This window comes from Rhizobium sp. BK529, assembly GCF_014194105.1.
Classification (GTDB): Bacteria; Pseudomonadota; Alphaproteobacteria; order Rhizobiales; family Rhizobiaceae; genus Rhizobium.
The window spans coordinates 3,249,710-3,272,905 of the sequence record NZ_JACIAU010000001.1 but is presented as its reverse complement, the minus strand read 5'-3'; the positions used below and the strand labels follow the sequence as shown (position 1 = coordinate 3,272,905).

The window sequence follows — 23,196 nt, the reverse complement described above, 5'->3', positions numbered from 1 at the left end:
CGATTAAAATGAATCAGAAGCCGAAGGCCTCTGCAGATTGTTGAGGCGAGCGTAAAGTCCGTCGCTGACCTTCGCAAGCGTCTCGTGACTGCCTTCTTCGACGACGCGCCCCTGCTGCATGACGATGATCTTGTCGGCGCGTACCACGGTCGAAAGCCGGTGGGCGATGACGACGACAGTGCGGCCGGTCATGGCTTCGTCGAGTGCTTTCTGTACGGCCGCTTCCGATTCCGTATCGAGTGCCGAGGTTGCCTCGTCGAGCAGCAGGATCGGTGCGTTGCGCACCAGCGCGCGGGCGATCGACAGCCGCTGGCGCTGGCCGCCGGACAGCGTCACGCCATTTTCGCCGACGGGCGTATCGTAGCCCTGCGGCTGTGCGACGATGAAGTCATGCGCATAGGCAAGCCGCGCTGCCTTTTCGATTTCGTCGTCCGTCGCTTCGGGGCGGCCGTAGCGGATATTGTCGCGGATCGTGCCTTCGAAGAGATAGGGCTGCTGCGAGACATAGGCGAGCTGGCGGCGCAGCGACTGCTTGGTAACATGGGCGATATCCTGTCCGTCGATCAGGATCTGACCTTCCTTCGGATCGTAAAAGCGCGGAATGAGGCTGATGACGGTGGATTTGCCGGCGCCCGAAGGGCCGACGAGGGCAGTCGTTTTTCCGCCCTCAGCCGTCAGCGTCACGCCGTTCAGGACGCTCTCGTTGCCATAGGCGAAGGAAACGTTGCGCAGCTCGATCTTCGCCTCGGACACGACAAGCGGCTTTGCATCCGGCAGTTCGCGCTGGCGCGGCTCCATGTCGAGCAGCTCGTAGATCATCCGGGCGTTGACCACGGCTCGCTCCATCTGCACCTGTAGGCGCGCGAGGCGGCGGGCCGGATCATAGGCGAGCAGGAGGGCCGTGACGAAAGAGAAGAAGGCGCCCGGCGGCACGCCCTGATAGATGGACCGATAAGCGGCATAGGCAAGCACGCTTGCAACGGCAAAGCCGGCAAAGCTTTCCGTCAGCGGCGAGGTACGCTCCGAAAGCCGCGCGATACGGTTTGCCCGGCCTTCGGCAGCGGAAATCAGCTTGTTGACCTTGTTCTCCAGCGCTTCTTCCATCGTGAAGGCCTTGACGATGGAAATGCCTTGGATTGTTTCCTGCATGGCGCCGAGAACATGGCTGTTGAGGTTGACCGCTTCCCGGGTGGCCGAGCGCAGTCGCTTGGAAACATAGCGCAGCGCATAGAGCAGCGGCGGCGCCAGGATGAACACGGCGAGGCTGAGCAGCGGATCCTGCAGCACCATGACGCCGATCAGCGAGACGAAGGTTAGGAGATCGCGCACCGTCGAGGTAATCGTGAGGTTCAGCACGTCGCGGATGCCGGTCACGTTCTGGCTGACCTGCGCGGCGATATGGGCCGAGCGTGCCTCGTTGAAATAGCCGACGGAGAGCGTCATCAGATGTGAATAGATGCGCCGCTGATAGCGCGCGACGATATCGTTGCCGATCCGCGACAGCGCGACGCCCTGCCCGTAGCTCGCAAAGCCGCGCAGCATGAAGGCGATGAAGATCGAAAGACAGATGATCCAGACGACGTCGGCGCGCCGGTTGGCGAAGGCCTCGTCGATGATCGCCCGCATGATCCAGGCGGTAAACGCTGTCGAAAGCGCCACGACGATAAGGCAGGCGATTGCGAAGACATAGCCCCAGAGATGGTCCCGGCCGTTTTCGGCAATGATACGCTTCAGGACGCCGGTCACGGTATCGCTGTTGACGTTTGGCTTTCTGCTTTCGGCGGCTTCCAAAAATAGGCTTCCTGTCTCAGGGCCGCATGCCGCAGGCGCGGCACGCATATTCGCGCGCTCTATAAAGAGTTGGAGGAGCTTTGGCTAGCTGACTTAGAGCCTTTCCTGGTTAGCTTGAAGCATTCTGCCGGAGCAGTTTTGTGTCAGGGCGGAAGCGATTGGCGACGGGCATACCTCTAGATACGTCCGAGCCGATCGCTTCTCCTGGCGCAACGATGCCCGGCCCTAGCTGGTTTGCAAGCAAACCACCGGGGTTGGCTGAAACGGGCCGGCTGATCGACCGGCCGGCTTGGCCGTAGATCTGGGCTACGACGCGTGCCGGCCGGTCGACCATCCGACTCCGTTTGAGCCAACAGAATGCTTCAATCTAATCAGGAAAGGCTCTAACGCCGCCAGCGTCGGCCGTCCGTCGAAACGCCGAAGTTTCCGGGCATGCGCGCATAGGAGGAAAGCCCGGCCAGAGCGGCGAGCGGATGCGTCACGACATAGGTTGGGATCGTTCGCAGCAGCGCGGAATGCGGCGCCTTATCCTCGAAGGCGGCGCGGAATTCCGGCCCTTTCAGCGCCGGAAGAATCTTCTGCGAGATGCCGCCTGAGAGATAGACGCCGCCGCGGGCCATGAAGACGAGCGCCATGTCGCCCGCGACGCGCCCGAGATAGGTCGCAAACAACGAGACCGTTTCGACGGCAACCTTGTCGCTGCCGGCGAGTGCATGCGAGGTGATATCGGCCGGATCGGACATCGTCGGTTTGAGACCGTCGGCGGCACAGATGGCGCGATAGAGATTGACGATGCCGCGGCCGCAGAGGATCTGCTCGGCCGAAATCCGGCCCTCGATGGTTTCGACATGCGGGAAGATCTCATAGTCGCGCCTGCTGCGCGGTCCGAGATCGACATGGCCGCCTTCGCCGGGAACTGGGATCCAGGTCGACTGAGCGTGAACCAGGCCGCCGACGCCGAGGCCGGTGCCGGGCCCGAGCACGACGCGGGACGCCACCATGTCGTCAGAAGTATAGCCGATGCGCTCGCGGTTTTCGTCGGACAGTGCGGCGATCGCCAACGCCTGGGCCTCAAAATCGTTGACGATGAGCACATCGACGAGGCCAAGCCCCTCGATCATCGTCTTCGGCCGCACCACCCAAGGGCAGTTGGTCAGCGGGATTTCATCGGCCTTGATCGGGCCGGCGACGGCAAGGATTGCGGCGCGCGGCTGCACGGACGTCTTGTCCAGGACACCTTTCTGGATCGCTTCGTCGATCGTCCCGTAATCGGCCGTGCGCACATTCGGAAACTGCTTCGGCTCGGCATAGGCATCCGACAGGATGGAAAAGCGGGCATTCGTGCCGCCGATATCGCCGATCAGGATCGGAAAGGGCAAGGGAGTGGAGGATGCAGTCATGGCCGGTTCCGTGCTGTAGCCCGAGATATCAGGCGTTAAGGGTAGGGAGAAGCTTTTCGGCTGTCGACTCGTTGAGCGCCATCGGAATGTCGTAGACGATCGCAAGCCGCATGAGCGCCTTCACGTCGACATCATGCGGCATCGGCGTCAGCGGGTCCACGAAGAAGATCAGGGCACTGACTTCGCCGGTCGAGATCAGGGCGCCGATCTGCTGGTCGCCGCCAAGCGGGCCGCTCTTCAGCCGCGTCACGTGAAGGTCGGGAACCGCGTCAAGCACGCGCCCGCCGGTCGTGCCGGTGGCGACGATTTTCCATTTGGCGAGGAGGTCTCTGTTGCGGCGGGCAAACTCCGCCATTTCGTCCTTCTTCTGGTCATGCGCAATCAATGCGAGGCATTTGTCGCCGGCCATGAACGGAACCTCCGCGCGAGTAATTCAATCGGTTTGGCCGCTTCTACACCAGCCGTTTGCGATTTGAAAGACAGCCGCCGGCAGCCTTGTTGCACAGGCCTATGGCCCGACGGGCTTGTCGCTCGGAAGCGGGCCGACGGAAGGCAGTGCAGTGCCAGCATCGATGGCGGATGCGGTAGCCGGTGCCGCCGCCAGTGCACTCGCCGCAGAAGGGCCGCCATAGGTTCCAGCTTCGGCAGAGGCGATGGACGGGGCATCGACAACGGCAGAGCAGGCCTTCGGCAGGTCGGAGACCATGACTTCACGCGGCGGCTTCGGTATTACACCGGGCTTCGGCGGTTTCGGCGGCGCCCAGGGTTCCCTAGTGAACCACCAGGCAAGCGACTTGTCGCAGCCGTCGCCGGCGGCGACGGGCGGCTGCGGCGTGCAGCTCTTGACGCCTGGCGGGCATTTGATGCGGATATGGAAATGCGAATCGTGCCCGTATTCGGGCCTGAGCTTGCCGAGATTGGTGCGATCACCCGTCCAGGTGTCGCACATCTTCTTCTTGATCGCCGGATTGACGAAGATGCGCTCGACCTGCGGATAGCTCGCAGCCAGCATGAGAAGCGCTGCCCGCTGCTCGCTCCAAACCTTGGGATCGATGGTCAGGAACTTGTCCTTTTGCAGCATGCTGATGAAGGGCAGGTTCTCCCGTTCTTCGTAGCTCATGCGGTGCGAGGGCATCGGCGTCAGCCAGACGTCGGCATCAAGGCCGATCTGATGCGAAGCATGGCCGTTGATCATCGGCCCGCCGCGCGGCTGGGCGATGTCGCCAACGAGGATGCCCGGCCAGCCGATCCTGTCATGCGCATCCTGCGAGAATTTCTCCAGAAGCGCGATCATCGCCGGATTACCCCAGCGCCGGTTGCGCGAAAGCCGCATCGCCTGCCAGGTCGGCCCGTCTGCCGGCAGCGCTTCGGCGCCTGTCATGCAGCCCTTGGCATAGAAACCGATCGGCTGCGCCGGTCCCTGCGTCGGCAATTTCATCGCGCCGAAAACCGCCTTGGCGCTGCCGGGGCTCGGTGTCTTCTGCTGAGCGCCGACATCGCCGGCGACAAGGCTTGCGCCCATTGCGCCAGCGAATATCAGCTTGCCGAAAGTCCCGAAAGCTTGAGTCCCGAAAGCCCGAATTAAGCCGAAAGCCATGCCGTTCCCATATTGCGCCAGAGTGATTTGCAATCGAATCTACCGTGAAAAGCAATTTTGGTGAATCGATGATTGGCGGGTGGCACGGGAAAGGCTTTAGCCGTTGGAAAGAACATCGGCCGTTTTGCGCACCCTCGAGAGCCGAGGCAGGATGCGCCCGCAGGAAAGCGCATGCATTTCGGCGGTGAAGGTCGCCATCGCATCCTCGACGGCGATGACGGCGTAGTTATGGGCAAAGGCATCGCGGACCGTTGCCTCGACGCCGAAATTCGTTGCGATGCCCGTCAGGATCACGGTCTTGATGCCGCGGCGGCGAAGCTGGAGATCCATCGCCGTACCATAAAAGGCGCTCCACTGCTGTTTGACGATATGGACGTCGACATCGAGCGCGGCGATTTCCGCAGGAGCCGCAAGCGCTTCGGCCGGAAGGCCGCCTTGAGGGAAAACCGCCGGCTCGTCCACCGGCTGGTTGACAGCATCGGCATAGTCCGGGGAGAATCCGACGGTAACGAGGATCACCGTGCCGCCTTCGGACTTCAACTTCCGTGCGATCGCGGCGGTATTCTCGACCACCTGCTCGGCCGAATGCGGCGCAAGTTGCCGGCTGACGATGAAGCCCTGCAGGTCGATGGAAATGAGTGCTGTGGTCTTGGGATCGTAGAGGGACATGGGAATCTCCGGGGAAGAAAATATGAGGGTATCCTCACAATGACAGATACGAGGATAACCTCACAAAAATCAAGCCCCGAACCGCAGACCCGCGTGCCGAAACGTCAGCGCGGCCACGACCGCGTCGCCGTCCTCCTCGAAGCAGCGGCCAGGGTCTTTCTCGAAAAGGGCTATGACGCCGCGACCATGACGGAGATTGCCGCAGCCGCCAATTCCTCTATCGGCTCACTCTATCAATTCTTCCCGACCAAGCTCCTGCTTGCCGAAGCGCTACACATCGACCGCCTGCAGCAGTTGAACGGCTGCCTCACCGAGCTCGCGGAGAAGACCCGCGGCGGGAGTGCGGCCGAGATCGGCGATGCGATCTTCACGCGGTTCGGCCGCTTTCTCGAGGAACATCCGGAATTTCCCGTTCTCGCCGCCAGGCGCGATGTACCCAAGGAGCGCAAGGCAAAATCGCGCGCGGAGCTTCGCGTCAGCATCACCGCACTCCTCAAGAATGCCGAGCCTTCGGTCGAGCGTGATGTCGATCTTCTGGGCGCTCTCGTCCTCGAGCTGCTGCGCATCGTCGTCGCAGCCGCCAATGACCCCGATGGCTCTGGTGATCCACGTCTCGTTGGCGAACTGCGGCGGATGTTGCGCAAGCGTCTCGAGGAAGTGACGCCCTGCACGTAAACGGTCAGGTCAAAATATTGCGAGCCCGGCAAAAAACAAACTCTCACCTGTTTTTCGCCGGCATTTTTCGTATTGTCGGCGAAAGCTAATAAACAGGGAAATGCTGAATGATGGCCTCGTGGTCGAAAATCGGTCTGCTGGTGGTTTTGGCGGGGGCGCTCGCGCCTGTGACTCTGTTGGCTGAGGACCAGCAGTTCCAGATCGGCAGCTCGGTCATCAGCGAAATGAAGTACAAGCCGGGTTTCACTCATTTCGACTACGTCAATCCCGGTGCCCCGAAAGGCGGTGACCTGCGCCTGTCTTCGAGTGGCACGTTCGACACTTTCAATCCGCTGCTGGCGAAAGGCGAGACGGCTGTCGGCCTGTCGCTTGTCTACGACACGCTGATGAAATCGGCAGACGACGAACTCCTCGTCTCCTACGGTTTGCTTGCCGAAGGTCTTTCCTATCCGACGGATGTTTCCAGCGCGACCTTCCGACTCCGCAAGGAAGCGAAATGGGCAGACGGCCAGTCGGTCACGCCCGAAGACGTGATTTTCAGCCTCGACAAGACCAAGGAGCTCAATCCGCTCGCCGGGAACTACTACCGTCACGTCGTCAAGGCCGAAAAGACGGGCGAGCGGGACGTCACATTCACCTTCGATGAAAAGAATAATCGCGAGCTGCCAAACATTCTCGGCCAGCTGGTTGTCGTGCCCAAACATTGGTGGGAAGCCCCGGGACCGGACGGCAAGCCGCGCGACATTTCGAAGACGACGCTCGAGCCTGTCATGGGTTCGGGACCTTACAAGATTGCCGCCTTCTCGCCCGGCGCGACGATCCGCTACGAGCTGCGCGACGATTATTGGGGCAAGGACCTCAACGTGAATGTCGGCCAGAACAATTTCCGCAACATCCTCTACACCTATTATGGCGATCGGGACGTGGAGTTCGAGGCTTTCCGGGCCGGCAACAGCGATTATTGGCAGGAGACGACCGCGGCGCGCTGGGCGACGGGATATGATTTTCCGGCCGTGAAGGACGGGCGCGTCAAGAAGCAGGACGTTCCGAATCCGCTGCGTTCCACCGGGATCATGCAGGCTCTCGTGCCGAATATGCGCCGCGACATTTTTAAGGACGAGCGGGTTCGCGAGGCCCTGAATTACGGCCTGGACTTCGAGGAGTTGAACCGGACCGTCGCCTTCAACAGCTACAAACGCATCGACAGCTATTTCTGGAATACCGATCTCGCCTCGTCCGGCCTACCCCAGGGCAGGGAACTGGAAATCCTTCAGGGCTTGAAGGATCAGGTGCCGCAGGAGGTATTCACCACGCCCTACAGCAATCCCGTCGGCGGCGATCCGCAAAAGAGCCGGGACAATCTTCGCAAGGCCATCGCACTGCTGAAGGAGGCCGGCTGGGAATTGAAGGGAAACCGCATGGTCAATACCAAGAGCGGCCAGCCGATGAGTTTCGAAATCCTCCTGTCGAGCCCGATGCTGGAGCGTTGGGCAGTACCCTATGCCAATAATCTGAAGAAGATTGGTATCGATGCGCGGGTGCGCACCGTCGATGCGGCGCAATATACCAACCGTGCCCGCAGCTTCGATTACGACATGATCTGGAATGTCTGGGCGCAGACCATGAACCCGGGCAACGAGCAGGCCGATTACTGGGGCTCGGGTTCCGCCAACCAGCAGGGCTCGCGCAACTATGCCGGCATCGCCAATCCGGCCGTCGATGCGCTTGTTCGCATGATCATCTTCGCCCCCAACCGCGATGAACAGGTCGCCGCCATCAAGGCGATGGACCGTGTGCTGCTCGCCAACCATTATGTCATTCCGCTGTTCTACCGCGACACCTATTCGATTGCCTATTGGAATACGGTGACGCCTCCGGCGGAGTTTCCGACGTACAGCCTTGGCTTCCCCGATGCCTGGTGGTCCACCGCGGCGAAATGAGCAGGCTTGCAATGCGAGGGGGCCTGCGCTCCAAATGGCATCCGCGAATCACGAAATGCCGGCATAATCCGGCAAAGGAAGGCTGGCAGATTGAACGGCAATAGACTGGACGGCGCGCAGGCGACGATATTCCTGGAGGCCCGAGACTGATGGGCGCCTATATTCTTCGCCGCCTGCTTCTGATGATCCCGACCATCATCGGCATCATGGCGATTTCTTTCATCGTCGTTCAATTCGCGCCCGGCGGTCCGGTCGAACAGGTGATCTCCCAGTTGACCGGTCAGGCCGACAGCGCCGACCAGCGCATCTCCGGGGGCGGCGATCTCCTGGGCGGCGCGGGAGATGACGCCAATTCCAAATATCGCGGCGCCCAGGGCCTCGATCCGGAGCTGATCGCCAAGCTGGAAAAGCAGTTCGGTTTCGACAAGCCGCCGCTGACCCGCTTCGGCGAAATGATGTGGAATTACATACGCTTCGATTTCGGCGAAAGCTTCTTCCGCAACACGACCGTGCTCAATCTGATTGCCGAAAAGCTGCCGGTTTCGATCTCACTCGGCATCTGGATCCTGATCTTTTCCTACGCCATCTCCATTCCGCTCGGCATCCGCAAGGCAGTCAAGGACGGCTCCTCCTTCGATGTCTGGACCTCAGGCGTCATCATCGTCGGTTATGCAGTGCCGAGCTTCCTCTTCGGCATCCTGCTGATCGTGCTCTTCGCCGGCGGTTCCTTCTATGACTGGTTCCCGCTGCGCGGTCTCGTCTCGGACAATTTCGACCAGCTGGCCTGGTGGCAGAAGCCGCTCGATTATTTCTGGCACCTCACGCTGCCGCTGATCTCGCTGTCGCTCGCATCCTTCGCCACGACGACGCTTCTGACCAAGAATTCCTTCATCGACGAGATCAAGAAGCAATATGTCATCACCGCGCGCGCCAAGGGCCTCACCGAGCGCCAGGTGCTCTACGGCCACGTTTTCCGCAATGCCATGCTGATCATCATCGCGAGCTTCCCCGGCGCCTTCATCTCCGCCTTCTTCACCGGTTCGCTCCTGATCGAGAACATCTTCTCGCTCGATGGTCTCGGCCGCCTCGGCTATCTCTCGGTCGTCAACCGCGACTATCCGATCGTCTTTGCGACGCTCTACATCTTCTCGCTGCTCGGCCTGTTCGTCAGCCTAATCTCGGATCTGCTCTATACATGGATCGATCCGCGCATCGACTTCGAGCGGAGGGACGTCTGATGGATGCCGCCGCAAACCCGACGACGACGCCCGTACGCCCGCCCCGCAAGGGCCTGCTGTCGCCGACCAACATCCGCCGCTGGCGGAACTTCAAGGCGAACCGGCGCGGCTACTGGTCGCTCTGGCTCTTCCTTATCCTCTTCGTGCTCAGCCTCTTTGCCGAGTTTATCGCCAATGACAGGCCCATCATCGCCTCCTACAAGGGCGAAATCCTTTTCCCCGTCATCATCAATTATCCTGAGGAGAAATTCGGCGGCTTCCTGGCCGAGACGGACTATCGCTCTTCCGTCATAGCAGATGAGATCAATGCCAATGGCTGGATGATCTGGCCGCCGATCCGCTATTCCTACCAGTCGGTCAATTCCAATATTCCGCATTCGGCCCCGACGCCGCCGTTCTGGCTGATGTCGAAGGAGGAGCGCTGCTCGGCCTATCCGCAGGGTGCCAACGATCCCGATTGCAGGCTTGGCAATCTCAACTGGCTCGGCACGGACGATCAGGCGCGCGATGTCCTCGCCCGCGTCATCTACGGTTTCCGCATTTCCGTGCTCTTCGGCCTGGCGCTCACCATCTGCTCGGCCGTCATCGGTGTCACGGCCGGCGCCGTCCAGGGCTATTTCGGCGGCTGGACGGACTTGCTCTTCCAGCGCTTCATCGAGATCTGGTCCTCGATGCCGGTGCTCTATATCCTGCTCATCATCGCCGCCATCCTGCCCCCCGGCTTTTTCGTACTGCTCGGCATCATGCTGCTCTTCTCCTGGGTGGGCTTCGTCGGCGTCGTGCGCGCCGAGTTCCTGCGCGCCCGCAATTTCGAATATGTCCGGGCCGCCCGCGCGCTCGGCGTCAACAACCGCACCATCATGTGGCGGCATATGCTGCCGAATGCGATGGTAGCGACGCTGACCTTCCTGCCCTTCATCCTTTCGGGCTCGATCACCACGCTGACCTCGCTCGATTTCCTGGGCTTCGGCATGCCGCCGGGCTCTCCCTCGCTCGGTGAGCTGATCGCCCAGGGCAAGGCTAATCTCCAGGCGCCATGGCTCGGCCTGACGGCTTTCTTTACCATGTCGATCATGCTCTCGCTGCTGATCTTCATCGGCGAAGCAGTGCGCGATGCTTTCGATCCGAGAAAGACGTTCCAATGAGTGAATCCCTGCTCTCCGTCCGCGATCTCTCGGTCGCCTTCCATCAAGGCGGCGAAACCTCGCTCGCCGTCGACCGCATCTCCTTCGATATCGGCAAGGGCGAAGTCCTGGCGCTTGTCGGTGAATCCGGGTCCGGCAAGTCGGTGTCGGCAAATTCGATCCTGCGGCTTCTGCCCTATCCTTCGGCCAGCCATCCGGGCGGCGAGATCCTCTTCAAGGGCAAGAATCTCTTGAAGGCCTCCGATCGCGAGTTGCGCGAAGTGCGCGGCAACGACATCACCATGATTTTCCAGGAGCCGATGACATCGCTCAATCCGCTCCACACGATCGAGCAGCAGATCGCCGAGATTCTGGCGCTGCATCAGGGCATGACGGGGCAGGCTGCGCGCACCCGCATATTGGAACTCCTGAACCAGGTCGGCATCCGCGAGCCGGAAAAGCGCCTGAAGGCCTATCCGCACGAGCTCTCGGGCGGCCAGCGCCAGCGCGTGATGATCGCCATGGCGCTCGCCAACCGGCCGGAACTGCTGATCGCCGACGAGCCGACGACAGCGCTCGACGTGACCGTCCAGGCGCAGATCCTCGAACTTTTGCGCAAATTGAAGGGTGAGCATGGCATGTCCATGCTCTTCATCACTCATGATCTCGGCATCGTGCGCAAGTTCGCCGACCGCGTCTGCGTCATGACCAAGGGCAAGATCGTCGAGACCGGCACGGTGGAAGAGGTCTTCGCCAATCCGAAGCACGATTATACCCGCCACCTGCTCGCCTCCGAGCCGCGCGGCGAACCGCCGGTCACCGATCCTTCCAGGCCTGTCGTCATGGAAGGCAGCGACATCAAGGTCTGGTTCCCGATCAAGGCCGGCTTCATGCGCAAGGTCGTCGATCACGTGAAGGCGGTTGATGGCATCGATCTGACGCTGCGCTCCGGCCAGACGCTCGGCGTCGTCGGCGAATCCGGCTCCGGCAAGACCACGCTTGGCCTGGCGTTGACCCGCCTCATCTCCTCGAAGGGCCGCATTTCCTTCGTCGGAAAAGATATAGCGAACTATTCATTCACGGAAATGCGGCCGCTGCGCAACCAGCTGCAAGTCGTTTTTCAGGATCCCTATGGATCGCTCAGCCCGCGCATGTCGGTCGGCGATATCGTCGCCGAAGGCCTGAAGGTGCACGAGCGCTCGCTTTCTGCCGAGGAGCGCGACCAGCGCGTCTGCTGGGCGCTGGAGGAGGTCGGGCTCGATCCACTGACCCGCTGGCGCTTCCCGCATGAATTTTCCGGCGGCCAGCGCCAGCGCATCGCCATTGCCCGCGCCATGGTGCTGAAGCCGCGTTTCGTCATGCTCGACGAGCCGACCTCGGCGCTCGACATGAGCGTGCAGGCGCAGGTGGTGGACCTCTTGCGAGACCTGCAGAAGAAGCACGATCTCGCCTATCTCTTCATCAGCCACGACCTGAAAGTGGTGAAAGCGCTGGCTAACGATGTCATCGTCATGCGCTTCGGCAAGGTGGTGGAGCAGGGGCCATCGGCGGAGATCTTCCGGGCGCCGAAACATGACTATACCAGGGCGCTGATGGCCGCCGCCTTCAATATCGAGGCGGTGCCGACCGCAGCGGTCCAGCAATAAGACGGACAGCAGCAAAGAAAATCATGTCAGCAAAACCTCCCGTTGTCGTCGACCTCAAGTTCGATCCCCAAACCGTCGCCCGTATCCTGAAGACCGCCTTTGCCGACCGCGGCAGCATCAATGCCGCCGACCCGGACAGCAAGGCGCTGGACCTAACCGGCATCGACTACGCGCTGCTCTGGAAGCCGGATGCGGATATTTTCAAGCGCGCCCCGAACCTCAAGGTGCTCTTTTCCGGCGGCGCCGGGGTCGATAGCATCCTGTCCATTCCCGATCTGCCCGATCTGCCGATCGTCCGCTTCGTCGATCGCAGCCTGACGACGCGCATGAGCGAATGGGTGGTCATGCAGTGCCTCATGCATCTGCGCCTGCAGCGCCAGCATGACAAGGACCAGCGCAACCGTATCTGGGGCAAGCTCGTGCCGCCGGAAGCTGCCGAAATCACCGTCGGCGTCATGGGCCTCGGCATTCTCGGCCAGGATGCCGTCGCCAAGCTGCGTGTCATGGGCTTCAACGTCATCGGCTGGTCGCGCTCGAAGAAAGAGGTCGATGGCATCGAAACCTTCAGCGGGCCGGAGCTCGACGCCTTCCTGGCAAAGACCGATATCGTCGTCGGCCTTCTGCCGCTGACGCCGGATACGACAGGCCTATACAATAAGGCCTTCTTCGCCAGGCTGCGCCAGGGCGGCGCGCTCGGCAAGCCCGTCTTCATCAATGCCGGCCGCGGCAAGAGCCAGGTCCAGGCCGATATCGTCGCGGCGATCGAGGCCGGCGTGCTCGGCGGCGCCTCGCTCGATGTGTTCGAGGTCGAGCCTCTGCCGGCGGACGACCCGCTCTGGCAGCTGGAGAATGTCTTCATCACGCCGCATGACGCCGCGATCTCCGAAGAGAACGCGCTTTTTCGTCATGTCGAAATGCAGATCGCCCGCTTCGAACGTGGCGAGCCGCTGCAGTTCGTCGTCGATCGCAAAGCGGGATACTGAGCCGCCTCGGAACCATCCCCGCCGCATGTCGTTTTCCTGGCAGGAGCTCCGCAAGCCGAAACCTGCGGATTACCGGAAGGAGACGATCATGACCCATACGGAAACGCGTTGGGAAAAGTCCGATCAAAAGCTTCACGCCGAAGAACAGATTTCGCCTGTCAAGGCCAAGCAGGGCCGTACGGGTTATCGCATCCTGGCCGTGCTGATTGCTGCGCTGGTGCTGGCCTTCCTCGTCTGGATCCCCGTCGAGATCTGGGGTCAGAAGGAAGCCAATGATGTCGCCCCGCAGCAGCCCGGCCAGCAGATGCAGTCCCAGGTTCCGCAGCCTCCGCCGCAGAATGGCGGCACAGCGCCCGCCCAGCCTGCCGCACCGGCACGATGACGGGTTGATACCATACATTTGAAGCGCGTCCTGCAGCCACTCCGCTGAGGTAACTCGCGTGTTGTTTTTTCTGGACTTTGCCGATCTATTTTTCGATAAGAAGGCGCACGAGCCGGTTTCGTGCGCTGGTCGCAAACGGCCGCACCTGACCGGATTGACGGACAGGCAGGAGTTTCATGGCCAGGACCGATATAGCAAGGCGCGTCTACAATCACACCTGGAAACTCGATCCGATCATCCGCAGTCTGATCGATACGGATTTCTACAAGCTCCTGATGCTGCAGATGATCTGGAAGCTCTATCCTGACGTCGAGGCCTCCTTCACCCTCATCAACCGCACCAAGCGCGTGCGTCTCGCCGAGGAGATCGATGAGGGCGAGCTGCGCGAGCAGCTTGACCATGCGCGCACGCTGCGGCTCGCCAAGAAAGAGATGATCTGGCTCGCCGGTAACAGCTTCTATGGCCGCGCCCAGATCTTCGAGCCGGAATTCCTCGCCTGGCTCTCCAATTTCCAGCTGCCGGAATACGAGCTTTCCAAGAAGGACGGGCAATATGTGCTCGATTTCCATGGGTCGTGGAAGGAAACGACCATGTGGGAAATCCCCGCCCTTGCCATCATCAACGAGCTGCGTTCGCGCGCCGCCATGAAGGCGATGGGTCCCTTCACGCTTGATGTGCTCTATGCCCGCGCCAAGGCCAAGATGTGGGCCAAGGTGGAGAAGCTGCGCGAGCTGCCGGGCCTGCGCATTTCCGATTTCGGCACCCGCCGCCGCCATAGCTTCCTCTGGCAGCGCTGGTGCGTGGAAGCGCTGAAGGAAGGCATCGGCCCGGCCTTTACCGGCACCAGCAATGTATTGCTGGCTATGGATTCCGATCTGGAAGCCGTCGGCACCAATGCGCATGAGCTGCCGATGGTGGCCGCCGCTCTTGCCGAGACGGACGAGCAGCTCAGGAACGCGCCCTACAAGGTGCTGCGCGACTGGAACAAGCTTTACGGCGGCAACCTCTTGATCGTGCTGCCGGATGCTTTCGGAACGGCCGCCTTCCTGCGCGATGCGCCGGAATGGGTGGCTGACTGGACCGGCTTCCGCCCGGACAGCGCCCCACCGATCGAAGGCGGCGAGAAGATCATCGACTGGTGGAAGAAGATGGGCCGCGACCCGCGCCAGAAGCTCCTGATCTTCTCCGATGGGCTCGATGTCGATGCGATCATCGATACCTACAAGCATTTCGAGGGCCGGGTGCGCATGAGCTTCGGCTGGGGCACCAACCTGACGAACGATTTTGCCGGCTGTGCACCAACCGATACGTCCGACTTCCTGCCGATCTCCATCGTCTGCAAGGTCAGCGACGCCAATGGCCGCCCAGCGGTCAAGCTCTCGGACAACCCGCAAAAGGCGACTGGCGAACCGGCCGAGGTCGAGCGCTATCTGAAGTTCTTCGGCACCGAGGATCGCACCGATCAGGCGGTGCTGGTTTAGACTAAGGTGAAGTGCGCAGAGCTGGCCAGTGCCGGCGTGGCTCCTCGACCATTGTTTTCCCGCCGCGGCGTTTCGGCTTGACGGCGAGACTGTCGTCAGGCGGCAGAGCGACGCCGAGCTGCTCGGCAAGCGATCGGGCATCGACTGGCGCACGCACCTTCACGTCATTGTCGAAATAGACATAGACATCGCGTCCCCTTGCCGATCGTTTCAGCGGCGGCTTGATGCGGTTGGCATCTTCGGGTTCGATTCCATGTGTCCAGGCATCGATGCGCCCGGCCCAGCGATGAAGCGCCTCATCGCTATAGCCGCTGACGTAAAGCTGCTCCGATCCATGCAGGCGGCAATAGACGAAATCGGCCGTCACATCCATCAGCAACGGCCATTCCACCGTATCGGCAACCACCAGCCCGACCTTGTGCTTGCGCAGCAGTTCGATGAATTCGGGCGCACAGAAACTGTCGTGGCGAATTTCCAGCGCATGCCGCATCGGCTGCGCCGCTTCGCTCTTCGTCCAGGCGCGGCCGTCGAGCCGCTCGTCATGCCCCTTCGCCATATCGGCCGCATCATCCGTATCCTTGGGCAGCATTGACAGGAAGTTCTCGAAGAGCTCGGCATCGAATTTCTGCCGTGGTGGAAACTGCCAGAGGATCGGCCCAAGCTTCGGCCCCAGGCGCAAGAGGCCGGAGGCGAGGAAATTGGCAAGCGGCTTCTCGATGTCGCGCAGGCGCTTGAGATGGGTGATGTAGCGCGAGCCCTTGACCGAAAACACGAAACCATCAGGGGTTTCATCGCGCCAGCTGGCGAAAGCGTCCGGCTTCTGCAGCCCGTAAAATGTGCCGTTGATCTCGATGGAGGGAAACTGCCGCGAGGCATAGGCAAGCTCGCGCTTCTGCACCAGCCCCTTGGGATAGAAGACACCGCGCCAGGGCGCATAGGTCCATCCCGATATGCCGATGCGGATCGTGCCCGCTTTTGCCATGGAGGTTTTTGCCATGGAAAGGAAACTGAGCCGGCGCATGCTTGTTCCCAAAAGGCGCTGCCTTGCCGCCAGCGCCTCGCAGGGCCTTCACGGATACGGTCAGGTACGTCAGGACCCTATAATCCTGCTGGGCATCAGGCAAATCAAAGAGGCGGCCGGCATCAGCCGCGCCAGCATTTGCTGGGCCTGCCAGCTTCCATTCGTCGATGTCGATTCCCGCACCCGATGGCGCCGGACGCAAGAAGTGGTGCGTTTTTTACGTCGCTTTTAAGGGCAAAAAGACGCCCGCTGACGCGGGCGGAAGGTAGACCGCCGGCGATCTGATCTAAGGTTGAGGAACAAACGTCAAGCGGTCCATTAAAGAACCGCAGATATTAGATAAGGTTCCGTCCGCTAACGAAGGAGTGATCGCGGCTTTGCCGACCGGCAGGTCCTGGACAACAGCCGAAATTGGCAGGAGGGGACGGTTGATCCCTTAGACAATCAACCTGACTGAACGCTGAGGGAAGCGCTTCCCGATCTCCATGGAACCGGCTCGCTTCGGCGGATTTTTACGCAAGTACTCGGGACTCATCGTCAACGGCCAGATAGTCGTCACCGCGGAAAAACCGCTTGAATGCGACGCTCTGGAAAGTGGAAACGATGGAGCCGGCCGGCGTAGCAGCGGTGATGCGCCACGAGGCTTGACTTTTAGACCACGAAGAGCAGAGGATTAGATATGGGGTTGCGATCACCCCACGAGGCCAAGGCCAAAGAATCGCGTCCTTTGAACCCGAACAAACGGAGGGACGCGCTATGCCGTCATTTCTTGAAATTTCTTCCGATAAGCTGAACCGTATCATCGGCACGCCCAACCTGCCGACGATTATCGATGTGCGCAACGACGAGGATTTTGCCGCCGATCCGCGCCTTGTTCCCGGCTCCACTCGCCGCGACTATCGCACCGTGGCCGATTGGGCGGGCGAAGTGGCCGGTCCGGTCATCGTGCTCTGCCAGCGAGGCCAGAAGCTCGCGCATGGGACTGCCGCCCACCTTCGCGCCCTCGGCGTTGAAGCGGAGGTTCTCGAAGGCGGTTTCGAAGGCTGGCGCGATGCAAAGGGCATTCTGGTGCCCGACGTCAAGCTGCCGCCGCGCGATGCCAGGGGGCGGACTGTCTGGGTCACGCGGGCGCGGCCGAAGATCGACCGCATTGCCTGCCCCTGGCTGATCCGCCGTTTCGTCGATCCCTCGGCCGTTTTCCTATTCGTGCCGGCCGCCGAGGTTCCTGATGTCGCCGATCGCTTCAACGCGGTGCCGTTCGACATTGAAAACGTCTTCTGGAGCCACCGAGGGGAGCTTTGCACCTTCGACACTATGATCGAAGAGTTCGGCCTCAAAACCGAGCCGCTTCTGCACCTTGCGACGATCGTTCGCGGCGCTGACACCGCCCGGCCGGACCTTGCACCTGAAGCGCCCGGCCTCCTGGCGGCATCGCTCGGCCTTTCCCGCATGTTCAACGATGACCTTGCGCAGCTCGAGGCCGGAATGCTGCTTTATGACGCCTTCTATCGCTGGTGCCGCGATGCGACCGACGAGACGCACAACTGGCCCAATCCCAGGAAGGGGTAGAGCCCATGACCGACCTTGCAAAAGACGCGGCCGAGCAGCCCGGCTCGGCCCAAAAGGATGTCGTGCCGCTCTCCGAGGCCGTAAAGGTCTGGGCGCGCGTCGCCGCCCTCAGCTTCGGCGGCCCGGCAGGACAGATCGCCGTCATGAATCGCATCCTCGTCGACGAAAAAAGGTGGATCGGCGAGCACAGGTTCCTGCATGCCCTGAACTACTGCATGCTGCTGCCCGGGCCTGAAGCCCATCAGCTGGCAATCTATATCGGCTGGCTGCTGAACAGGACTCTGGGCGGCATGATCGCCGGCATCCTCTTCGTCCTGCCGGGCCTCTTCTCGATCCTGGCGCTGAGCTATGTCTACGTCATCTTCGGAAACGTGACCGTCATCGCGGGCATGTTCTTCGGCCTGAAATGCGCGGTTCTGGCGATCGTGGTCCAGGCGGTCTTCCGCATCGGCAGCCGGGCGCTGAAGAACAATGTCATGGTGGGGCTCGCAGCCGCCGCCTTCGTTGCAATCTTCTTCCTGCATGTTCCGTTCCCGGCGATCATCCTTGCGGCCGGGCTGATCGGCTATTTCGGTGCGCGCGCCGGTATGACGGCATTCAAGCTCGGCGGCGGGCACAAATCCGGCGCCGGCAAAATCCTGGAAGACAGGGATTCGCTTCTGGGCGAGGAGATCCCCGCCCACGCCCGCCCCAATCTGGCGTGGTCGCTGAAGACCTCGGGCGCGCTTGCCGCCGCATGGCTTCTGCCGGTCGCTCTCCTTCTCCTCACACTCGGTCCCGACAATACCTTCTCCAAGATCGGCCTGTTCTTCAGCCAGATGGCCGTCGTGACCTTCGGCGGCGCTTATGCGGTGCTCGCCTATGTCGCACAGGAGGCGGTGCAACATTTCGGCTGGCTGCAGCCGGGCGAAATGCTCGATGGTCTGGGCATGGCGGAAACCACTCCCGGGCCGCTGATCATGGTGACGCAGTTCGTCGGCTTCCTGGCAGGCTATCGTTCAGCGGGACCATTAGGCCCACTCACGGCCGCAACGCTCGCCGCCATGCTGACGACATGGGTCACCTTCATCCCGAGCTTTCTCTGGATCTTCGCAGGCGCGCCCTTCATCGAGAAGATGCGCGGCAATGTGGCACTTAGCGGTGCGATGTCGGCAATCACCGCCGCCGTCGTCGGCGTGATCCTCAATCTCGCCGTCTGGTTCGGGCTGCATGTGCTGTTCCGCGAGACGACGCGCTTTACCTATAGGGCGTGGACGATGGATCTGCCCGTCCTGACGTCCATCGCCTTGCCGCCTCTGGCGCTGACCATCTTCGCCGCAGTCGCCATCTTCCGGCTGAGGATGTCGGTGATACCGATCCTGGCGACGACAGCTGCTTTGGGCGTTGCGTGGACAGTGCTTTTTTCCTCTTAGAAGTTCTGTCGCCTGTATAGGATGCATACGCCGTGTGGGAAATGTCAGACGATGACATGACAGCTATTGAATCCGACATTTCCCAGAGAGTGTTGAAAATTGCCTATGCATCCTACGCCGCCGGATCTGAGATCCAGCTCATCGCACTCTGCTGATTTCGGCGTGATTGCTTCCGGAAAGGTATCTACTTCGACAGCCAGCTTTCGAAGTAATGGCGAACAGCCGCGCCGGCGCCGAAATGATCGGTCGTATCCAGCCTCGCAACCGCGCCACGCACGACATCCGCCATGACGGCTGCAGGCACGATGCCAGACTTGACCAGGGATTGAAACAGTTCCTCCATCAGGATGATCGTTCCGATCGCTTCGTCCTCAGCCTTGAAATTCGTCATCGCTGGTCTCCCCTCTCCGTCGTTGGCAATGAAGTGGTTCTGTGCTGAAAGTCCGGAGCAGCTTATCGTCTTACGATGGCGTTGTAGACCAGCCCGAAGAAATTCGTCGCTACCTTGTTAAATGGCTGGCTGCCACATAGGACGCGCTTGGTCCATTAGCTTTTGCTTTGCCTGCGCGTTAGTTATCTGCACAGTCACCATCGCTCGTGGCCAAGCGCCTTTCCGAGGATGATTGCGGCTGGGAATGCTTCGCCGCACAGAACTCTCAGCGATCGGAGGCAGGCGAGTCGGCATTAAATAATGCAAAAATTTCAGAACATTAACGTAAGGAAAAATGGCGGACAGAGAGGGATTCGAACCCTCGGTACGCTTTCACGTACACACGCGTTCCAGGCGTGCGCCTTCAACCACTCGGCCACCTGTCCATTTGCGTTTCGCACCGGAGAGGAGCAAATCGTCGGAACGGCGCGATATATACCGATGAATTTTTGCCGATCAACCCAAATCTAACAGTTTTTTGACTTCTTCTGATAAAACTGCGCGCATGCCGTCCATTGCGCCGTGTCTGCCGCAAACCTATGTCTGGTTTGGGTAGACAATGGCGCGGCTCGCCGGATATCAAGGCATTACCGTCGTCGGAGGATTTGATGCGTTTCTTGTTGCGTCTCGCCAGTCTGTTTGCGCTGGCAGCGGCGGTCATTGCCGGAACCATCGATTCGATTCAATCCGTCGCATCCTCGCAAGTGATCATGACCCCGATGGCCGATGCCTGGCAGGATGTCAGCCCCACGACGCTGACGGCGCTCCAGTCGTCCCTCTCCTACTATATCCACCCGCGCTTCTATGCCTTTATCTTCCAGTGGCTCATGTTGCAGCCGGCCTTCGCCGTGTTTCTGGTCTTGTCGCTCCTCTTCTGGATGATCGGCTATAAGAAGCCGCCGGTGGCTGGCCGCTTTACCGCCTGACCGCTGACGCCAGCCAGCACTATCTGCAGGGTGTGGAACGGGCACGATCGGCCGGTACTGAAGCAGCGGGATTCTGGTGCTGATGACGAGGCGCCGTTGATCAGAAAATCCGCACTTTAGCGGCAGATTTGCCCAGAATTCAGCACCCGAGGACTGATTTTCAGCAATGATGGCAAATCTTTACCAACCGAAAAATTTCTGGTGAATTTTTCGCTGAGCCATGCAAGGATGCACGCAGCCAGGCCTCCGGGGGGAGGTCGGTGGTTCCGCAGACATGCCTCAAAAGGCTTGCGGGAGGACCCCAAACAAATAGTAACAACAGGGCTGCAAACTCATGAAAAAATCCCTTCTCACCCTCCTTGCCGTGGCAGCGATGTCGACGACGGCGCTTGCCGCCGACATCAAGCCGGCTCTCGTTTACGGCACCGGCGGGAAGTTCGATAAGTCCTTCAACGAAGCGGCCTTCAACGGCGCCGAAAAGTTCAAGAAGGAAACCGGCATCGCCTACCGTGACTTCGAACCCACCGGCGACACCCAGGGCGAGCAGGCTATCCGCAACTTTGCAAGCCGCGGCTTCAACCCGGTCGTTGCCGTTTCCTTCGCCTGGACCTCGGCTGTCGAGAAGGTTGCCGCTGAATTCCCGGATACCAAGTTCATCATCGTCGACTCCGTCGTCGACAAGCCGAATGTCCGCTCCGTCCTCTACAAGGAAGAGGAAGGCTCCTATCTCGTTGGCGTTCTCGCTGGCCTCGCTTCCAAGTCCGGCAAGGTCGGTTTCGTCGGCGGCATGGATATTCCGCTGATCCGCAAGTTCGAATGCGGCTATGAGCAGGGCGCTCGTTCCGTCAAGTCCGACATCGAAGTCTTCCAGAACATGACCGGCACGACCGGTGCAGCCTGGAACGACCCGGTTCGCGGCGGCGAGCTCGCCAAGAACCAGATCGATCAGGGTGCAGACGTCGTTTACGCAGCAGCCGGTGCAACCGGTCTTGGCGTTCTGCAGACGGCAGCCGACAACAAGAAGCTGTCGATCGGCGTCGATTCCAACCAGAACCACCTGCATCCGGGTTCCGTTCTGACCTCGATGGTCAAGCGCGTCGATCTGGCCGTCTACAATGCCTTCAACGACACCAAGAACGACAAGTTCACGCCCGGCGTCCTGGCCCTCGGCATCAAGGAAGACGGCGTTGCCGCTGCTATGGACGACAACAACAAGCCGCTGATCACGGCCGAAATGCAGACTGCCCTCGACAAGGCCAAGGCCGACATCGTCGCAGGCACCGTCAAGGTCCACGATTACACCACGGACAACGCTTGCCCGAAGTGAGTCGAAACTGAGATCGGGCGTATGGCGGACAAGGATTTTCGCCATACGCCCTTTTCTTATTTGGAGCCTGCTGTGACAGACCAGCCTGCTATCGAACTTGTCGGCATCGACAAGAAATTCGGCGCCGTTCACGCCAACAAGGACATCAACCTCACCGTCGCCAAGGGCTCGATCCACGGGATCATCGGGGAAAACGGCGCGGGTAAATCGACGCTGATGTCCATTATCTACGGTTTTTACCATGCCGATAGCGGCGAGATCCGCGTCAACGGCCAGCCGGTCACCATCCGCGACAGCCAGGCCGCCATCGCAGCCGGCATCGGCATGGTGCACCAGCACTTCATGCTGGTCGATAATTTCACTGTCCTCGAAAACATCATGCTCGGTGCGGAAGGCGGCGCGCTGCTGGCGAAGGGCGTTGCTTCCGCCCGCGCCGAACTCAAGCGGCTGGAAACCGAGTACGGCCTGGAGGTCAATCCGGATGCGCTGATCGAGCAGCTCCCGGTTGGCCTGCAGCAGCGCGTGGAAATCCTCAAAGCCATGTATCGCGGCGCCGAAATCCTGATCCTCGACGAGCCGACAGGCGTGCTGACGCCGGCCGAAGCCGATCACCTTTTCCGCATCCTTGGCGTGCTGCGCGATCAGGGCAAGACGGTCATCCTCATCACCCATAAGCTGCGCGAGATCATGGCGATCACCGATACGGTTTCCGTCATGCGCCGCGGCGAGATGGTCGCCACCCGCAAGACGAGCGAGACTACAGTCGAGGAATTGGCCGAACTCATGGTCGGCCGCCGCGTGCTGCTGCGCGTCCAGAAGGGCGAGGCAAAGCCCGCCGATGTCGTTCTGTCCATCCGCAACCTTACGGTCAAGGATAACAGGGGCGTGACGATGGTCGACAACGTCTCCTTCGATGTCCGCGCCGGCGAGATCGTCGGCATTGCCGGTGTTGCCGGCAACGGCCAATCGGAACTGCTGGAGGCGATTGCCGGCATCCGCAAGCCGGCGTCAGGCGAAATCCTGCTCGACGGCCAGCCAATCGACAAGGCTGATCCGGCCCGGCTTCGCGAGCTCGGCCTCGCCCATATTCCCGAAGACCGCCATCACATGGGGCTGGTCCTGAAATTCGAGGAATATGAGAATTCCGTGCTCGGCTATCATCGCCATAAGGGCTACAGCCGCGGACCGCTGCTCGATCTCGAAGCCATTCGCAAGGATGCGATGGAGAAGATCGAGAAGTACGACATCCGCCCGCCGAACCCGCGGCTGAAGACGGCGAATTTCTCCGGCGGCAATCAGCAGAAGATCGTCGTCGCCCGCGAAATCGAGCGTGACCCGAAAATGCTGATCATCGGCCAGCCGACCCGCGGCGTCGATATCGGCGCCATCGAATTCATCCATCGCCGGATCATCGAGATGCGCGACGCGGGCAAGGCGATCCTGCTCGTATCCGTCGAACTCGATGAAATCCGTGCCCTTTCAGACCGTATCCTTGTCATGTTCGCCGGCCATGTCGTCGGCGAGAAGGCGCCCGATGCCGGTGAACAGACCCTCGGCCTGATGATGGCCGGCATTGCCGCGTGAG

21 protein-coding genes and 1 tRNA gene are annotated in these 23,196 nt (G+C 60.8%); 14 read left to right on the top strand and 8 right to left on the bottom strand.

What is annotated here, in order from left to right; translation table 11 throughout:
* Positions 1-3: 3 nt before the first annotated feature.
* The 5 genes from FHX08_RS16420 to FHX08_RS16400 all read right to left on the bottom strand — a co-directional run bounded on the left by FHX08_RS16420 (position 4) and on the right by FHX08_RS16400 (position 5,457).
* A complete protein-coding gene (locus FHX08_RS16420; protein ID WP_132653068.1) occupies positions 4-1,791 on the bottom strand; it encodes an ABC transporter ATP-binding protein in 1,788 nt (595 codons plus the stop codon).
* Between the two features lie 383 nt (positions 1,792-2,174).
* The gene (locus FHX08_RS16415) at positions 2,175-3,191 is read right to left on the bottom strand and encodes a glucokinase (protein WP_132653066.1); all 1,017 of its coding nucleotides are present in this window, start codon (positions 3,189-3,191) and stop codon (positions 2,175-2,177) included.
* A gap of 28 nt (positions 3,192-3,219) precedes the next feature.
* Positions 3,220-3,600 (bottom strand): methylglyoxal synthase, encoded by a 381-nt coding sequence (locus FHX08_RS16410; RefSeq protein ID WP_132653065.1) that lies wholly within the window; start codon positions 3,598-3,600, stop codon positions 3,220-3,222.
* A gap of 99 nt (positions 3,601-3,699) precedes the next feature.
* Positions 3,700-4,788 (bottom strand): penicillin-insensitive murein endopeptidase, encoded by a 1,089-nt coding sequence (gene mepA / locus FHX08_RS16405; RefSeq protein WP_132653064.1) that lies wholly within the window; start codon positions 4,786-4,788, stop codon positions 3,700-3,702.
* Between the two features lie 96 nt (positions 4,789-4,884).
* Positions 4,885-5,457 (bottom strand): hydrolase, encoded by a 573-nt coding sequence (locus FHX08_RS16400; RefSeq protein ID WP_132653063.1) that lies wholly within the window; start codon positions 5,455-5,457, stop codon positions 4,885-4,887.
* Positions 5,458-5,496: 39 nt separating this feature from the next.
* On the opposite strand from FHX08_RS16400, the gene FHX08_RS16395 reads away from it, so the two are divergent.
* The 8 genes from FHX08_RS16395 (at position 5,497) to pncB (ending at position 14,926) form a co-directional block, all read left to right on the top strand.
* Positions 5,497-6,132, top strand: coding sequence for a TetR/AcrR family transcriptional regulator (locus FHX08_RS16395; RefSeq protein WP_132653062.1), 636 nt, complete (start codon positions 5,497-5,499; stop codon positions 6,130-6,132).
* 107 nt (positions 6,133-6,239) lie between these two features.
* Positions 6,240-8,072 (top strand): extracellular solute-binding protein, encoded by a 1,833-nt coding sequence (locus FHX08_RS16390; protein ID WP_184327326.1) that lies wholly within the window; start codon positions 6,240-6,242, stop codon positions 8,070-8,072.
* Between the two features lie 149 nt (positions 8,073-8,221).
* On the top strand, positions 8,222-9,310 hold the full coding sequence (locus FHX08_RS16385; RefSeq protein WP_132653060.1) for a microcin C ABC transporter permease YejB: 1,089 nt from the start codon (positions 8,222-8,224) through the stop codon (positions 9,308-9,310).
* Positions 9,310-10,455, top strand: a complete 1,146-nt coding sequence (locus FHX08_RS16380; protein ID WP_132653059.1) for an ABC transporter permease — start codon at positions 9,310-9,312, stop codon at positions 10,453-10,455. Before FHX08_RS16385 ends, FHX08_RS16380 begins: the two co-directional genes overlap by 1 nt.
* Positions 10,452-12,080 carry an ABC transporter ATP-binding protein gene (locus FHX08_RS16375; protein WP_132653058.1) on the top strand — a complete coding sequence of 543 codons (1,629 nt, stop codon included), beginning with the start codon at positions 10,452-10,454 and terminating at the stop codon, positions 12,078-12,080. Before FHX08_RS16380 ends, FHX08_RS16375 begins: the two co-directional genes overlap by 4 nt.
* A gap of 23 nt (positions 12,081-12,103) precedes the next feature.
* Positions 12,104-13,063, top strand: a complete 960-nt coding sequence (locus tag FHX08_RS16370) for a 2-hydroxyacid dehydrogenase (protein ID WP_132653057.1) — start codon at positions 12,104-12,106, stop codon at positions 13,061-13,063.
* 88 nt (positions 13,064-13,151) lie between these two features.
* Positions 13,152-13,445: a hypothetical protein gene (locus FHX08_RS16365; RefSeq protein ID WP_132653056.1), complete on the top strand. Its 294-nt coding sequence runs from the start codon at positions 13,152-13,154 to the stop codon at positions 13,443-13,445.
* A gap of 176 nt (positions 13,446-13,621) precedes the next feature.
* Entirely contained in the window at positions 13,622-14,926 is a 1,305-nt protein-coding gene (gene pncB / locus FHX08_RS16360) for a nicotinate phosphoribosyltransferase (protein WP_132653055.1), read from the top strand.
* Position 14,927: 1 nt separating this feature from the next.
* On the opposite strand, the gene FHX08_RS16355 is transcribed toward pncB, so the two are convergent.
* A complete protein-coding gene (locus FHX08_RS16355; RefSeq protein ID WP_184327325.1) occupies positions 14,928-15,908 on the bottom strand; it encodes a DUF72 domain-containing protein in 981 nt (326 codons plus the stop codon).
* Between the two features lie 13 nt (positions 15,909-15,921).
* Here FHX08_RS16355 and FHX08_RS16350 point away from each other — a divergent pair, with 13 nt between their 5' ends.
* From FHX08_RS16350 to chrA, 3 genes are all read left to right on the top strand, one after another.
* Positions 15,922-16,179 (top strand): hypothetical protein, encoded by a 258-nt coding sequence (locus FHX08_RS16350; RefSeq protein WP_132653053.1) that lies wholly within the window; start codon positions 15,922-15,924, stop codon positions 16,177-16,179.
* Between the two features lie 524 nt (positions 16,180-16,703).
* The gene (locus tag FHX08_RS16345) at positions 16,704-17,516 is read left to right on the top strand and encodes a chromate resistance protein ChrB domain-containing protein (protein WP_132653052.1); all 813 of its coding nucleotides are present in this window, start codon (positions 16,704-16,706) and stop codon (positions 17,514-17,516) included.
* Between the two features lie 5 nt (positions 17,517-17,521).
* Positions 17,522-18,928, top strand: a complete 1,407-nt coding sequence (chrA, locus tag FHX08_RS16340) for a chromate efflux transporter (protein WP_132653051.1) — start codon at positions 17,522-17,524, stop codon at positions 18,926-18,928.
* Positions 18,929-19,112: 184 nt separating this feature from the next.
* Here the strand turns inward: chrA and FHX08_RS16335 are convergent, their stop codons facing one another.
* Both FHX08_RS16335 and FHX08_RS16330 read right to left on the bottom strand, forming a co-directional pair.
* Entirely contained in the window at positions 19,113-19,319 is a 207-nt protein-coding gene (locus FHX08_RS16335; protein ID WP_132653050.1) for a hypothetical protein, read from the bottom strand.
* Between the two features lie 335 nt (positions 19,320-19,654).
* Positions 19,655-19,744 (bottom strand) — tRNA-Ser (locus FHX08_RS16330).
* Between the two features lie 222 nt (positions 19,745-19,966).
* Here FHX08_RS16330 and FHX08_RS16325 point away from each other — a divergent pair.
* The 3 genes from FHX08_RS16325 (at position 19,967) to FHX08_RS16315 (ending at position 23,195) form a co-directional block, all read left to right on the top strand.
* Positions 19,967-20,284, top strand: coding sequence for a hypothetical protein (locus tag FHX08_RS16325; RefSeq protein ID WP_132653049.1), 318 nt, complete (start codon positions 19,967-19,969; stop codon positions 20,282-20,284).
* Positions 20,285-20,618: 334 nt separating this feature from the next.
* Positions 20,619-21,611 (top strand): BMP family protein, encoded by a 993-nt coding sequence (locus FHX08_RS16320; RefSeq protein ID WP_132653048.1) that lies wholly within the window; start codon positions 20,619-20,621, stop codon positions 21,609-21,611.
* Between the two features lie 72 nt (positions 21,612-21,683).
* Complete coding sequence (locus tag FHX08_RS16315; RefSeq protein ID WP_132653047.1) at positions 21,684-23,195, top strand: ABC transporter ATP-binding protein; 1,512 nt, start codon at positions 21,684-21,686, stop codon at positions 23,193-23,195.
* The last annotated feature ends 1 nt before the right edge of the window (position 23,196 follow it).